The following is a 14,061-nucleotide window of genomic DNA, read 5'->3' as shown; positions in this document are numbered from 1 at the left end:
ACAGTCCGTGAATGATGCTCACCGGGGTTCGGGCCGCCAATAGCCGACCGCGAGCGCCGCGACGAGCAGCACCGCGCCGCCCCACGCGAACGCGCTCAGCCGTTCGTGCAGGAAAACGACCGAAAGTACAGACGCGGTAAGTGGTTCCAGCAGCGCGGACAGCGCGCCCAGCACCGGGTGGGCGCCGCCGAGGCCGCGGAAGTAGGCGGCATACGCGACGGCTGTCGGGACCACCCCGAAGTACACGGCCAGCAGCAGCACGTCGGCGCTGGCGGGCAGGCCCATGCCGAGCCACAGCGCGGCGGGCGTCAGCAGCAAACCGCCGGTCAGGCAGCCGAATGCCGTGGTAGCCAACGGATCGAGGCCGTCGACGGGCTTCGCCGTGACGAGCGTGAGCACGGCGAACCCGGTCGCCGCGAGCAGCGCGAAGCCGAGGCCTCCGGCCAGCCGGGCAGGTGACGTCGCGGTTTCCGGCGACCAGCGCAGCAGCACCAGCCCCGCGACGGCGCCGCCGACGGACACAAGCGTCCACAGTTGAGGCGCGCGACGCCGCCGCACCGCGGAAAACACCGTGAGGACAACGGGTGCGGCACCGATCGTGGTCATTGTCGCCGTGCTGACTGAGCTAAGCGCGACGGCGGCGAAGTAGCTGGCTTGGAAGAGGGCGAAGAGCGCGCCGATGAGAAGGAGACGGCGCCAGTTTTGCTTGGCGGGGAGGCGAAGTCCGCCGGTGAGGGCGACGTAGACCGCGCTCGCGGCACCGCCGATGAGCAGGCGATAGGTGGCGACGGCCAGCGGGTGCAGGCCGGCTTGCTGGGCGAGCAGCGAGCCGGACAGGCCGCCGGTTCCCCAGAGCACACCGGCTACGACGAGGGCGGCCGACGAACGGGCGCGCGAAGGTACGAGGACAGACATTGGGAAGTGGGCTCCTGCGTCGAAGGAATCGGAAATCGACGACGCGGGGCAGCGTGCATGGGCCGGTTCAGGACGTCATCCGGTGGCCGCGGGCCGGTTTCGGGCGCACGCGGCGAAAACTGCCCCGCTCAGGAGGCTGGTGGTGGGATGACGACGAGGAGCCACTGCACGGACGGGAGCTTAACCAGCGGCCGGGGCGGCGATCAACGGGTTTGTGGCCCAGCGGATTTCGCCGTCCTGCCACTGGTCGGTCGCGGTGAGCCCGATCGCGGCGGCGACGGCGGCGGAGGCCTGGTTTTCCGGGTGGATGTGGGCGATGACCGCGTCCACCGGCTGCTGGACCAGCCAGCCGACCAGCGCTCGCGCGGCTTCGGTGGCGATGCCCCGGCCCTGCCACGGAGTTCCCACCACCCAGGCGATTTCGGCGACAGCACCGCTGACCGTCGCTTGGACAGTGCCCACGAGGCCGGAATCGCGAAGCTGGATCACCCAGTTCAGCCAGCACACCGCCGGATCGGGCGAGCCCGCGGTCATCCGACGGTAGCGCGAGCGGAGAGCTGGCAAGGAGTCCGGAGCGCCGCCGATGTAGGTGTGCAAGGCCGGATCGAACAGCACTGACGCCATCTCCTCGGCATGCGAGACGGACAGCGGCAGCAGGTCCAACCGGGCGGTTTCGATGAGCTGAGCGGTAACCATGCGAGGAAGACACCCGGGCCGGTGCGGGAAACACCGGCCCGGGAAAGCAGTCTCAGTCCAGCTGCGCCAGCTGCTCGCGCAGCGTGTCCAGTCCCATGCCGCCCATCTGCAGGGCCTTGGTGTGGAACTGCTTGATGTCGAACGCCGAACCCTGCCGCGCACGGGCGTCGTCGCGGGCGGCGAGCCACAGGCGTTCGCCCAGTTTGTACGAGGGGGCCTGGCCGGGCCAGCCGAGGTAGCGGTCGATCTCGTCGCGGATGTGCGCCTGGTCGGTGATCGTGCGGGTCAGCATGAACTCCAGGCCGAGGTCCGGCGTCCACCGCGAACCCTCGTGGAATCCGGTGCCCGCCGGGATTTCCAGCTCCAGGTGCATGCCGAGGTCGACCACGACGCGGGCGGCGCGGAACAGCTGCTCGGACAGCATGCCGAGCAGGTTGCCGTCGTCCGAAAGGTAGCCGAGCTCCTCCATCAGGCGTTCCGCGTACAGCGCCCAGCCTTCGCCGTGCGCCGAGATGAACGTCATGAGCCGCTGGTACTTCGTGAGCGTCTCGGCCTGGTTGACCGCGGTCGCGATCTGCAGGTGGTGGCCCGGGACGCCCTCGTGGTAGACCGTCGAAACCTCGCGCCAGGTCGTGAATTCGTTGCGGTCCGCGGGAAGCGACCACCACATCCGGCCGGGACGGCTGAAGTCCTCGCTCGGTCCGGTGTAGTACGCGCCGACTCCGCCGCCGGGCGGGGCGATCTTGCACTCCAGCGCCATCAGCCGGTCCGGGATGTCGAAGTGCTTGCCGCGCAACGACTTCAGCGCGTCGTCGGACAGCTGCTGCATCCACGCTTCGAACTGCGGGCGGCCCTGCACGCGATAGCGCGGGTCGGCATCGAGCACCGCGGCGGCCTCGGCGGGCGTCGAGCCGGGCTTGATGCGGTTCGCGACCGCGCGCATTTCCGTTTCCAGCCGCGAGAATTCGTGCCAGCCCCACTCGTACGCCTCGCGCAGGTCCAGCTCCGCGCCGATGAAGTAGCGCGACCACAGCCGGTAGGTGTCCTCGCCGACGGCGTCCTTCACCGGGGCCTTCGGGGCGAGTTCGGCGCGCAGGAATCCGGCGAACTCCGCGAACGCCTCGTCCGCGGCCCGCGCGCCCGCGGCCAGGTCGGACTTCAGCGAATCGACCCCCGCGTCGGCGACCATGCTGGCGAAGAACCCGGGGCCGTCCTTGAGCCCTGCCCACGTGTCGCACTGCTCGGCGACCTTCGAGACCTGCCGCAGCGCCGAAACCCGTCCCTTGTCGGCCGAAGCCAGCAGCGACGCGCGAAGCCCGGCCAGCGCCTCAGGCACCTTCGGCAGCCGGGCCGCGACGTTCGCCCAGTCGTCCGCGGTGTCGGTCGGCATCAGGTCGAAAACCATCCGCAGGCTATGCACCGGGCTTTCGATCACGTTGAGCGAAGCGGCGTCGAGACCTGCGTCGTGGATCTCCAGTTCGAGGCCGATCCGTTCGCTGAACACGGCCTTCGCGACCCGCTCCCCCGCGTCCGCCGGTTCCGCGGCGGTCACCGCGGCCAGCGCGCGCCGCGCCAGCTCCGCGCGGGCGTCGTGGCCGGCGGGCGAATAGTCGGTCAGCTGGTCGTCGTAGCCCGCGACGCCGAGCATGGTGGCCGCGACCGGGTCCACGGCCACGTAATCGTCGACGTACCGGTCGCAGATCTCCGGAACGCTCTGTTCGGTGGAAGCCATGTCCGGCACGCTACCGGCCGGAGGCACCCAGAGCCCACGGAGTTACGCGCGGGCGGGCACCAGTCCGAGCCGGGTCACCACCTCGCGCGTCGCCTTGGACCGGTTGAAGGTGTAGAAGTGCAGGTCGGGCACGCCTTCGGCGATCAGTTTCTCGCACAGTTCGGTGACCCAGTCAATGCCTGCGGCGCGGAACGCCTTGGGGTCCTCGGAGAACGGTTCGAGCCGGTCGAGCAGACGCTGCGACGCGGGAGCCCCGGAGAGCTTGATCGTGGTGTGCAGCGTCCGCAGGGTGGTCAGCGGCATGATGCCGGGCAGCACGAGCGCGTCGCAGCCCGCGGCGGCGACCCGGTCGCGCAGCCGCAGGAAGTCCTCTGCCTCGAAAAACAGCTGCGCGATCGCGAAATCGGCTCCCGCGCGGAACTTGCGGACCAGGTGCTTCGTGTCCGATTCCAGGTCCGCCGAGCGCGGGTGGCCGTACGGGAACGCCGAGACGCCGACGCAGAAGTCGCCGAGCGAGCGGACCAGCTCGACCAGTTCCTCGGCGTAGGTGAGGCCTTCGGGGTGCGGAACCCAGTCGCCGTAGACGTCGCCGGGCGGGTCGCCGCGCAGGGCGAGGATGTTGCGGACGCCGACCGCCGCGTACCAGCCGATCACGTTCCGCAGTTCGGACACCGAATGGTCGACCGCCGTCAGGTGCGCCATCGGGCAGAGCGTGGTTTCGGTGGCGACGCGGGCGATGCTGCGGATGGTGCCGTCGCGGCTCGAACCGCCCGCGCCGTAGGTGATCGACATGTACGCCGGGTCCAGCGGTTCCAGCTCGCGGATGGCCTTCCACAGGACGGCCTCGTCGGCCTCGTCGCGGGGCGGGAAGAACTCGACGGAGAACGCGGGCCCGTCCCCCCGCAGCCTTTCGATCACCGACGTCATGGAGTGAAATGGTAGTGGCTCGGCTCGAGCCCCGGCAGAGCTGACGGGTGGCCTTGGCCACCCCCGCGTACCGTCAGGGGCGAACCCTCCGGGGAGGCGAGCCCATGAGCAGTGAAGACGATCTGGCCTGGGACGAAGACGTGCGCGTGGCCGTCTACCGCGCGTTCGCCTCGCGCGGCCGCCCGCCGACGGCGCCCGAACTGGCCGACGCCGCGCACGGGTCGCTCGCGGTGGCGAAACAGGCGCTGCACCGGATGGCCGACCCGAGATGGCTGTGGCTCGACGAATGCGAGCACGTGGCGCTGGCCGCGCCGTTCGCGGCGGTCCCGCTCGGGTTCGCGGTGATGGGCGAGCACACCATGTGGTGGGGCGGCTGCGCGTGGGATTCGTTCGCGATCCCGCACCTCGTCTCCGGCGAGCCCGAAGTGCTGGTGGCGACGCGCTGTCCCGGCTGCGGCGAGCCGTCCGCGCTGGTCGTGCGGCGGGACCGGCCGCCTGCGGGCGCGCAGGTCGCGTACTTCCCGGCCTCGCCCGACCAGCTCGCGGGCGACCGGGGCAAGCAGCGGCTGTACTGCGCCGAGTCCTGTGTGGACAGTCCGGGCGAGGTGCTCGGGCTCGACGCGCTGTGGCATCTCGCGAAGGACTGGTACGCGGGCTGCCTGGAACCCGGCTGGCGGCCGCGCGGACCCGCCGAGGCGGCGGAGTACTTCGCGGCGAGCAGGCGTCCTGACGCGTTCCGGAGCGGCTGAGCGCGTCTGGTGCGCCACATCCGGGGGCGCCCGGCGTGACCCCGGCCGCCCTCGTCCCGGAGGATGAAGGCATGGACGCGCCCGGATTCGACGCCGATCTCCCCGTGCACGTGGAGCGTGCGCTGGCCGATTTCCTCGGCCGGGCGGGGACCGAGATCCTGCGCACCGAGCCGAGCGTCGCGGCCGGGATCGAGGCGCTGTCCGGTTTCGTGCTGGGCGGCGGCAAGCGGATCCGCCCGACCTTCGCCTGGTGGGGCTGGCGCGGCGCGGGCGGCGCGGCCTCCGGTCCGCTCGCCGAGGGCGCGCTGCAGGCGGTCGCGAGCCTGGAGCTGATCCAGGCGTGCGCGCTGATCCACGACGACCTCATCGACTCCTCCGACTCGCGCCGCGGCAGGCCGACCGTGCACGTGGCCGCCGAGAAGCTGCACGCCGACCGCGGCTGGCTCGGTTCGCCGTCGGTGTTCGGGCTGGCCAGCGCGGTGCTGGTGGGCGACCTGGCGCTGGCCTGGGCCGACGACATGTTCGCCGAGGCCCCGCTGCCCGCGGCCACGATCGCGGCGGCCCGCCCGGCTTGGCGCGCGATGCGTACGGAAGTCCTCGCCGGGCAGTACCTCGACGTCCGTACGCAGGCAGTGGGCGACGCTTCGCCCGAGGCCGCGCTGCGGATCGACCGGCTCAAGACCGCCGCGTACACCGTCCAGCGGCCGCTGCACCTCGGCGCCTCGCTCGCCGGGGCGGACGAGCGGCTGATCGCCACGCTGCTGGAGTTCGGCGGCGACGTCGGCGTGGCGTTCCAGCTGCGCGACGACCTGCTCGGCGTGTTCGGCGACCCGTCGGTGACCGGCAAGCCCGCCGGCGACGACCTGCGCGAGGGCAAGCGCACCCTGCTCGTGGCGCTGGGCCTGCAGTTGGCCGAGGAGAAGGGCGACCACGCCGCGGCCAAGGTGATCGCCGACGCGATCGGGGCCGCCGACCTGACCAACGGCACCGTGGACCAGGTGCGCGAGGCGCTGACCTCGGTCGGCGCGGTCGCCGCGGTGGAGCGCCAGATCGACGAGCTGACCGCCTCCGCGAACGCCGCGCTGGAGCGCGCGCACCTGGCCGAGCCCGCCCCGTCGGCGCTCGCCGGACTGATCCGGCTGGCTACCCAGCGGAACTTCTGATGCGGACGGTGAACGGGCACGCCGACCACGTGGTGGTCGTCGGCGCGGGGCTGGCCGGGCTGTCGGCGACGCTGCACCTGCTCGGCGCGGGACGGCGGGTGACGCTGCTGGAACAGCAGAAGATGCCCGGCGGCCGGGCCGGGCAGCAGGACTTCGGCGCGAACGCGGTCGACACCGGGGCCAGCGTGCTGACCATGCCGGAACTGGTGGACGAAGCGCTGCACGCGGTCGGCGAATCGCTGGCCGGCACGGTGCCCCTGACCAGGCTCGATCCGGCGTACCGGGCGCGTTTCGCCGACGGCAGCACGCTCGCCGTGCACACCGACGGCGACGCGATGGAAGCCGAGATCCGGTCGTTCGCCGGTCCGGCCGAGGCGGATGGTTACCGGCGGCTGCGACGGTGGCTCACCGACCTGTACGCGGCGCAGAAGGACCACTTCATCGGCGCGAACTTCGATTCGCCGCTGGATCTGGTCCGGCCGGAACTCGTGAAGCTCGCCGCTCTGGGCGGCTTCGGCCGGTTAGGGCCGCGCGTCGCCAGCTTCTTGCGCGACGAGCGCGTACAGCGGCTCTTCTCGTTTCAGGCGCTGTACGCAGGTCTCGACCCGACGCGTGCGCTCGGCGCGTACGGCGTCATCGCGTACATGGACACTGTCGGCGGCGTCTACTACCCGAGCGGTGGCATGGGCGCGATCGCCCGCGCGATGTCCGACGCTGCGACGCGCGCTGGAGCCGAACTGCGGTTCGGTACGGAAGCCGCGTGGCTTGAACGGGTGTCGTCGCGCGTACGCGCTGTACGCACACGTTCGGGCGAGCGTATTGAGTGTGACGCCGTGGTGCTCGCGACAGAGCTTTCGGCGGCGTACCGGCTGATTGGCGCGCGGCCGCGACGCGTGCTGCCGTTGAAGTACTCGCCGTCGGCTTTCGTGCTGCACGGGCACGCGGACCGTTCGTGGCCGGAATTGGATCACCACACGATCTTCTTCGGTCAAGCGTGGGAACGGACCTTCGCCGAGATCGTCCGCGAGGGCAAGCTGATGAGCGATCCGTCGCTGCTGGTCACGCGCCCGACCGCGACCGAGCCGTCGCTCGCTGGCGACGGCGGCGAGATCGTCTCCGTGCTCGCTCCGGCCCCGAACCTGAACACCGGCCCGATCGACTGGGCGCGCGTCGGCCCGGCTTATCGCGAAGAACTGTTGCGTACGCTGGAATCGCGCGGGCTCACCGGGTTCCGCGAAACCTACATTGTGGACGAACAGCTGACTCCGACCGACTGGGCGGCGCGCGGTTTGGCTGCCGGGACACCGTTCTCGCTCGCGCACACCTTCCCGCAGACCGGCCCGTTCCGGCCCGCGAACCTGGTGCGGGCGGCGGAAAACGTGGTGCTCGCCGGATGCGGGACGACGCCGGGCGTCGGCATCCCGCCGGTGCTGATCTCCGGACGGCTCGCCGCGGAAAGGATCACCGGCCGGTGAGCGAACTCGACGCGGCTGGCATCGCCGAGCCCGCGCTGCGTGCTGCTTATACGGAATGTCGGCGCATCAACGCTTATCACGGCCGCACGTTTTTCCTTGCCACGCGGCTGCTTCCGGCACGGGCCCGGCCCGCCGCGCACGCGCTGTACGGCTTCGCGCGGATGGCCGACGAACTGGTCGACAACCCCGAGCCCGGCACCGATCCGGCGGTCGCGCTGGACAAGGTGACCGGGCTTGTCGACGAGGTTTACGACGGTCGGGTGCCGACTGATCCGGTGCTGGCCGCGCTCGCGGATACGGTGTCTCGCTACGACATCCGGCGTGATTTGGTGGATGCGTTCCTGCATTCCATGCGGATGGATTTGACGGTTTCCGAGTACGCGACTTACGCCGATCTCGGCGAGTACATCTACGGTTCGGCTTGTGTGATCGGGCTGCAGATGTTGCCGGTGTTCGGGACTGTCGTGCCGCTGGAGGAGGCTTCGCCCAGTGCGGCGGCGTTGGGGGAAGCGTTTCAGCTGACGAATTTCCTGCGCGATGTCGGCGAGGATCTCGATCGTGGGCGGTTGTATCTGCCTACCTCCGAGTTGGCGGCGTTCGGGGTGGACCGGACGGTGTTGCTGGACGCGCGGCGGAGCGGGCGTCCGGATCCTCGGGTGCGGGCGGCGCTTGCGGTGGCGGTGTCGCGGACACGGGCGGTGTATCGGCGGGCTGAGGCGGGGATTCCGTTGCTGCGGCCCGAATCTCGGCCTTGTGTGCGGACGGCGGTCACGTTGTACGAAGGTATTTTGGACGAGATCGAGGCGATGGACTACGCCGTGCTGAACCGACGCGCGGTCGTCGGCAAGGGACGGCGGCTGGCGGTCGCGTTGCCAGCCTTGGTGCGGCGGGCGGTTACTTCCAGGTCTCGATAACGCGGGCCGGTTCGGCGCTGGCGTCGTAGGAGCGCAGCCAATCCGGGGTCAGCCGGATGAGGGCGAAATCCTCGGCTAGGGCGCGGGAGCCCGGGAACTGCTCCAGATAGACCTCGCCAGCGTCTCGGCGGGCCGCACCGGATTCGATGACTACTGGGCCTTCCGCCTGGATCGAAAGGGTCCCGGTGCAGCCGATTACCGCGGCGGCGCGTGGGTTGGCGCGGAGGTTGGCGACTTTGCGCGCGGTGAGGTGGGCGTTGAACAACAACGACCCGTCCGAGGTAATGGCGAAGCTGACCAGCGCTGCTTCGGGGTGGCCGTTCGCGGCGGTGGTGGCGACGACGCCCAGCGGGTTGGCGCGGACGAAGCTGGTGAACGCCGCCAGGGTCAGAGTCTCCATGACGGTCAGGTTAGCCGGGCGCGGTGGGCGGCGACGCGTTCCCTTGTGGCGCAACGCGAAGAGCAGTACCGGCGCGGGCTTCCTCCCCCTAGGTGCGCGAAGGGTTTACCGCACGACGGCGACGCGCACAGGCCGCCGGGGACATCCTGGCGGTCGGCCAGCAGGGTGGCCAGGGCCAGCGCGGAGGACGTGATCAGCCAGGCTCCCCACGGGCCGTCGTCGGACGAGTCGACGTGCAGGTGCCAGCCGAAGTCGGCGTCGTGTGCGGTCAGGCGCGGGGGCCCGGCGTGAGCGGCGAACAGGGCGTTCAGCACATCGGCGGCCGAAGCGGCGTCGGGGGCGGCGAAGACTTCCCGCAGAGAGAGCGCGGCGGCACGTAACTCGGCGACCTCGCGGACGGAAAGCTGGAGTTGCGGTTCGCCGTGCTCGACCAGCACTGCAGCTACCGAATCCGGCGAAGGATCCGCCGTCAGCAGCACGTCGAGCAGCGCTACGGCGCGGCGGACCGCGTCTCGGGCGGAGCGGCCCGCGAAATCCGGCTGCGTTCCAGGCATAAGCCACTGTAACATCTCACCGGTGACAAGCCGTTACAGATTCGCGGCGTATCTCGCCGGGGCGACGGCCGCGCGCACTGGTGACGAACTGTCCGGTCCGGCGGTGCTGCTGCTCGGCGTGGGCGCTTCCGGGGCGGTCGCGGGGTCGACGCTGCTGGCCGGGCTCACTGTCGCGGCGGCGGTGGGCGGGCCGGTGCTGGGCGCGGTCCTGGACCGGTCGCGCACGCCTGGCCGGATCCTCGCGGTGGGGCTGATCGGGTACGCGGTGGGGTTGGCTGCGATCACTGCGCTCTTCGGGGAAGTGCCGTTTGCGCTGGTGGTCGGGATTGCCGTGGTGACCGGGTTGCTGGCACCGGCGATCGGGGGCGGGTGGACGGCGCAAGTCCCCGCATTGGTACCCGCGCAGAAACTCGGCAGGGCGAGCACGCTCGACGCGATGACGTTCACCGCGGCGGCGCTCGTCGGGCCGGGGCTCGCGGGAGTGCTCGCTACGGCGGCGGGGGCACCGGTTGCGATGGTCGTGGCCGGAGCGCTGACGTTGATCGCGGTGCCGTTCGCGTGGCGGCTCCCCCGCAACCGTGAAGAGCAACGGCCGAGATCCTTTGAAGCGGCAACGGTTCTTGCCCGCAATCCTGCGTTGCGACAGTCGACTGCGACCTCGACATTGTCGTGCGTCGGGATCGGGATGGCGTTCGTCTGCTATCCGTTGATCGGCGAGCAGCGGCTTGGCAGCGCGGGGTACGGGACGTTGTTGCTCGTCGGCTTGTCGGTCGCCTCGCTGCTGGCGAACGCGGTTCTCTCGCGACGGTCGTATTCGCCGGATCGCGCGGTGCAGTTGAGCACTGTCGCGATTGGGATTGGGCTCGCGGGGGCGGCGGTGGCGCCGAACGCGCCGCTATTGGTGCTTGCGGTGGCGCTCACTGGGATTGGCGAAGGGCCGCAACTGGCGTCGTTGTTCGCGGTTCGGCATCGGGAAGCGCCGCCGGAAATGCGGGCGCAGGTGTTCACCACCGCGGCCAGCATCAAGATCGCCGGGATAGCGCTGGGGAACGCCGTAGCCGGGCCGTTGGCCGCCTACTCCCCCGCCGTCGGGTTGGTTGCGGCAGCGGGGATGCAGGTGGTCGCGGCGGTCGCGCATCCGTTGTGGACGGTCAGAAAGCAGCTAGTCCATTAGGCGTTCCGTTGCCAGTCGGGCCGTCGTATCCCGGGACGCCGGTGCAGAGGTAGTCGCCGCATTCCTCGAATACGACATTGTCTCCGCCAACGACGTCGTTGAGTTTCCCCGCGTACAGCCGCGAGGCGTCCGGATACTGCTCATGGTGTCCGGCCAAAGCGATGACTCCGGCGATGAACGGGGCAGAAGCGCTGGTGCCGCCGACTACCGTCCAGCCGTGGAGGACTGTGGTCTCGTACACGGCGGGTCCGGTGGCGGGATCGGCTACCGCGGCCACATCGGCGACCGTCCGGCCGGGGCAGTTCGGATCCTTCTGCCACGCGGGTTTCGGGACCCAGGCTGAACATCCGCTCGACGCGCCCTTCCACACCGATTCGGTCCAGCCGCGCGCATTGTCCGCTTTGGACAATGACGTCCCACCGACCGCGACGACGCTCGCGTACACCGCGGGCGCGCTCGGCACAGCGAATCCGCCGTCACCGCTCGACGCGATGATCGCCACGCCGGGATGCCGGTAGTGCGCGGCGAAATCGCCGGACCAATGGCTTTCCGGTGCGCCGTAGCTGTTCGACACGATCGTCGCGCCGAGTTTCACGGCCGTGTCCACCGAAGTGCCGAGTGCGTCGAAGGACGCGTCGTCGCCTTCCACCAGCAGGATCTTGCACTGGGAGCAGGCGGCGGACGCCATGTCCAGGTCCAGAGCGATCTCCACTGGCCAGTCGCCCTGCCGTGGCGGAAGCGGAGTGGCATCGCCGTTCTGGTTGACTTTGCGGAAGCAGCCGTTCGCCGTCGTGCAGGGCGGGAGGCCGTAGGTTTGTCGATATACCGCCAGGTCTGCTTCGGCGGTCGGAGCGTCCCCTGCGTCGACGATGGCGATCGTCTCGTTCGCGCCGCCGGTATCAGGCAGGCGGTAGGCAGAACGCAGTTCAGCGGGGCTGTAGCCGGTGGCGCGCAAGGCAGCGCGACTGTCCACTTTGGCGTAACAGCGAGCGAAGCCCGGAGCGGCGGGGCCGCAGATGTCTCGCGGGGCGGCGGACGCGACGGACGGGATGAGCGCGCCGAGGAGAAGCAGCACAGCCAGGATGCGTTTCATCGCTCGGCCTTCCCGACGGTGTAGGCGTTGCTGATCGTCTGCGTGATCGCATTGCCCGCCAGATCCCGCGCGGTCACCTTCAGCGACGGTGACGTCCCGGCTGGCGGATTCCGCCACATCGCGACGTATTCGCCGAACAATCCGAAGACCTGCGCGGGCTGCCAGGTGGCTCCGTTGTCGACCGACACCGAAACGGTCGCCGAGGTGATCGGCGAATGCGATCCGGCACCGCTGTAAGCGGCGTGACCGACGTGCAATTCAAGTACCTGCAGCGGCGAGGACGACGTCGTGGAGAGATCGGAATCCAGCCGGTAGTCCACTGTCAGCGCGCCGAGGATCCGGCACGGCTGTGTCGGATCGGCTGCCTGGCAACGATGCGGCGGAGGGAGCGCAGCATCAGCCGCAGCCGGGTCGTATTGCAGGGTCAGCTCGGTGCGCAGTTTCCCGGCCTGGCCGACGCCGGGGATCGCGGTCCGGTCGACGTCCAGCACGCCTCGGAAAGTGGCTGGCGTCTTCGGCACCTCGACTGACGCACCGTAGGCACCGTCCTGATCGAACACTTGCTGATCGTTGCGGTACAAGGAGAAATGCAGCTGCGGTGCGTAGAACAACGGGATCGCGGTGTGGTCCGGTTCGCTGTCGCGCAATTCCGGGATGGCGACCGACACCGTGCCGCCGGAATAGCAGGCCTCGCACAACCGGTCCCGCTTCCACTGCCCGAGACCGGCGGTCAACGGACCGCGCGACCAGTCGACGGTCGTGGTGCTGCCCGGCCGGTAGGTGCGCGGATCGGCGGTCATGAGCGTGTAGGACGAGCCTTTTTGCTCGTACTGCACCCATTCCGCGGTGTGCGTGGTGCCGAGATAGTCGGTCAGAACGCCGGGGGCGGGAATGAAGAAGCCGCTCGCGCCGAGGCCGTGCCGCAGGATCACCGGGTCCACCGGGCCGCTGTCGATCGCGACCGGCATCTTGTCCGCGGGATCGGCGTACATCCGATCCCGGACCGTCGCGAGTTCACTGTCCTTTGTGGAAAATGACTGGTTCTCGGCGATGCCGTCGCTGGCGAACGAAAGATCGACGCGGTACCGGTCCTCGGGCTTGGGCGGTTTGCCTGCCCACTGCACGACGTAGTGCAGCAAGCCCTGGGCCGGCTTCGGCACCGGCCGCACGTACTGCTTGGTCGTGCTGCCCGAGATGCCGACGGCGAATCCGCGGCCGGTCGCGTCCTCGCGGAAGAAGTTGGTGGTGAGCGAAGCCTGCGTGGTCGACTTCGACGGGGCCACCTTGACCTCGGCGGTCGCGTACTTCTCTTCCACGGTCAGGGTCTGCAGATCCGGCGAATCGCCGACTGAGAACCCCTCGACCCACGAAGTCCGCGTGGCGATCACGCTGCCCGCGTTGTCGAAGTCGGAGAAGGTCGCGGACGCGGCGTAATGCCCCTCGGGAACCGCGATCCGGGTGACGCCGTCGACGTCGACGTGCCGCAGCAGCTTGGCCGCGGAATCGGTGTTGATCAGCGACACGATGCCGTTGACCGATCGGCCCTGCAGGTCGAGCAGGCGGAGTTCGAGGATCTTCATCGGATACCGCGGCTGCTGTTCGCGGGGCGCGCCGGCCAGCCGGATGGTCGCGGGCAGCGCGCTGCTGCCTGCCGGACGTCCGGCGGCGGCGTCGTCGGCGAGGCGTCGGTGCAGGTCAGCGGTGAATTCCGCGGCCGAAGCGAGGTAGCCGGTCGCGGTGTTCCCGGCGGACGAGGTGAGCGTGATGCCGGGCAGTGTCGTGGGAGCCGAGCCAGCGGGGAACGTCAGCTCAAGGGGCGTCTTCCCGGGCTGCAGCCGGGCCAGCGCGGTGACGTCGAAGAGCGATTTGTCCAGCCGTCCGAGAAACGGAACGGCCTCGCCCGGAATGACATACCGGTCGCCGCCGTCGCTTTGATACGACTGAAAAGCGGTGCGCGGCGGCGACGAAAAAGCGTAATTCGTACCGCCGTTCGGTCCCGGGAAAACCGTCAGCCGGTCCCCCGTCGGCAAAGCCACTTCCCGCGCTTGCGGTGCCGCTGCCGCGAAGGGCGCGGCCGCCGCGGATGGTGCTGCCACCGCGGAACTGCCCAGCACCAGCGCGATCGACGCGATCGCGCGGCGTCTTCCGGAAACCCGTCCTCCCATGCCCGATGCTCCTCTCCAGCATGCGGCAGAGCAGGATTTTCAGGACGGTTCCCGAGGATGGACTGGACCAATTGACCGCGTCAACGACAACCGCGATTTCTGTC

13 protein-coding genes are annotated in these 14,061 nt (G+C 69.9%); 5 read left to right on the top strand and 8 right to left on the bottom strand.

Annotation, left to right across the window (positions count from 1 at the left end; translation table 11 throughout):
* Positions 1–18 precede the first annotated feature (18 nt).
* The 4 genes from ACWDNU_RS24325 to ACWDNU_RS24310 all read right to left on the bottom strand — a co-directional run bounded on the left by ACWDNU_RS24325 (position 19) and on the right by ACWDNU_RS24310 (position 4,270).
* Positions 19–915, bottom strand: a complete 897-nt coding sequence (locus ACWDNU_RS24325) for a DMT family transporter (RefSeq protein WP_370939126.1) — start codon at positions 913–915, stop codon at positions 19–21.
* 180 nt (positions 916–1,095) lie between these two features.
* Positions 1,096–1,611, bottom strand: coding sequence for a GNAT family N-acetyltransferase (locus ACWDNU_RS24320; RefSeq protein WP_449670575.1), 516 nt, complete (start codon positions 1,609–1,611; stop codon positions 1,096–1,098).
* A gap of 52 nt (positions 1,612–1,663) precedes the next feature.
* A complete protein-coding gene (locus ACWDNU_RS24315) occupies positions 1,664–3,343 on the bottom strand; it encodes a DUF885 domain-containing protein (RefSeq protein ID WP_449670574.1) in 1,680 nt (559 codons plus the stop codon).
* A 42-nt stretch (positions 3,344–3,385) separates the two neighbouring features.
* Positions 3,386–4,270 (bottom strand): methylenetetrahydrofolate reductase, encoded by an 885-nt coding sequence (locus tag ACWDNU_RS24310; protein WP_370939129.1) that lies wholly within the window; start codon positions 4,268–4,270, stop codon positions 3,386–3,388.
* Between the two features lie 104 nt (positions 4,271–4,374).
* On the opposite strand from ACWDNU_RS24310, the gene merB reads away from it, so the two are divergent.
* From merB to ACWDNU_RS24290, 4 genes are all read left to right on the top strand, one after another.
* The gene (gene merB, locus ACWDNU_RS24305; RefSeq protein ID WP_370939130.1) at positions 4,375–5,019 is read left to right on the top strand and encodes an organomercurial lyase; all 645 of its coding nucleotides are present in this window, start codon (positions 4,375–4,377) and stop codon (positions 5,017–5,019) included.
* 71 nt (positions 5,020–5,090) lie between these two features.
* Positions 5,091–6,182 (top strand): polyprenyl synthetase family protein, encoded by a 1,092-nt coding sequence (locus ACWDNU_RS24300; RefSeq protein ID WP_370939131.1) that lies wholly within the window; start codon positions 5,091–5,093, stop codon positions 6,180–6,182.
* Positions 6,182–7,657 carry a phytoene desaturase family protein gene (gene crtI, locus ACWDNU_RS24295; RefSeq protein WP_449670573.1) on the top strand — a complete coding sequence of 492 codons (1,476 nt, stop codon included), beginning with the start codon at positions 6,182–6,184 and terminating at the stop codon, positions 7,655–7,657. The genes ACWDNU_RS24300 and crtI overlap by 1 nt, the downstream gene beginning before the upstream one ends.
* A complete protein-coding gene (locus ACWDNU_RS24290; RefSeq protein WP_449670572.1) occupies positions 7,654–8,571 on the top strand; it encodes a phytoene/squalene synthase family protein in 918 nt (305 codons plus the stop codon). Before crtI ends, ACWDNU_RS24290 begins: the two co-directional genes overlap by 4 nt.
* Here ACWDNU_RS24290 and ACWDNU_RS24285 read toward each other — a convergent pair.
* Together ACWDNU_RS24285 and ACWDNU_RS24280 are read right to left on the bottom strand one after the other, a co-directional pair.
* Positions 8,552–8,971, bottom strand: a complete 420-nt coding sequence (locus ACWDNU_RS24285; RefSeq protein WP_449670571.1) for a pyridoxamine 5'-phosphate oxidase family protein — start codon at positions 8,969–8,971, stop codon at positions 8,552–8,554. The genes ACWDNU_RS24290 and ACWDNU_RS24285 overlap by 20 nt on opposite strands.
* A 5-nt stretch (positions 8,972–8,976) precedes the next feature.
* Positions 8,977–9,525, bottom strand: coding sequence for a CGNR zinc finger domain-containing protein (locus ACWDNU_RS24280; protein WP_449670570.1), 549 nt, complete (start codon positions 9,523–9,525; stop codon positions 8,977–8,979).
* Positions 9,526–9,547: 22 nt separating this feature from the next.
* Between ACWDNU_RS24280 and ACWDNU_RS24275 the strand changes: the two genes are divergently transcribed.
* Positions 9,548–10,699, top strand: a complete 1,152-nt coding sequence (locus ACWDNU_RS24275; protein WP_449670569.1) for an MFS transporter — start codon at positions 9,548–9,550, stop codon at positions 10,697–10,699.
* On the opposite strand, the gene ACWDNU_RS24270 is transcribed toward ACWDNU_RS24275, so the two are convergent.
* Both ACWDNU_RS24270 and ACWDNU_RS24265 read right to left on the bottom strand, forming a co-directional pair.
* Positions 10,677–11,792, bottom strand: coding sequence for a S53 family peptidase (locus ACWDNU_RS24270; RefSeq protein WP_449670568.1), 1,116 nt, complete (start codon positions 11,790–11,792; stop codon positions 10,677–10,679). The two genes, ACWDNU_RS24275 and ACWDNU_RS24270, sit on opposite strands and share 23 nt — an antisense overlap.
* Positions 11,789–13,957: a hypothetical protein gene (locus tag ACWDNU_RS24265; RefSeq protein WP_449670567.1), complete on the bottom strand. Its 2,169-nt coding sequence runs from the start codon at positions 13,955–13,957 to the stop codon at positions 11,789–11,791. Before ACWDNU_RS24265 ends, ACWDNU_RS24270 begins: the two co-directional genes overlap by 4 nt.
* Positions 13,958–14,061 lie beyond the last annotated feature (104 nt).

It is taken from the genome of Amycolatopsis sp. NPDC003676 (assembly GCF_053587275.1).
Note: the sequence above shows the minus strand (reverse complement) of the source record. Positions and strands in the feature narration are given on the sequence as shown.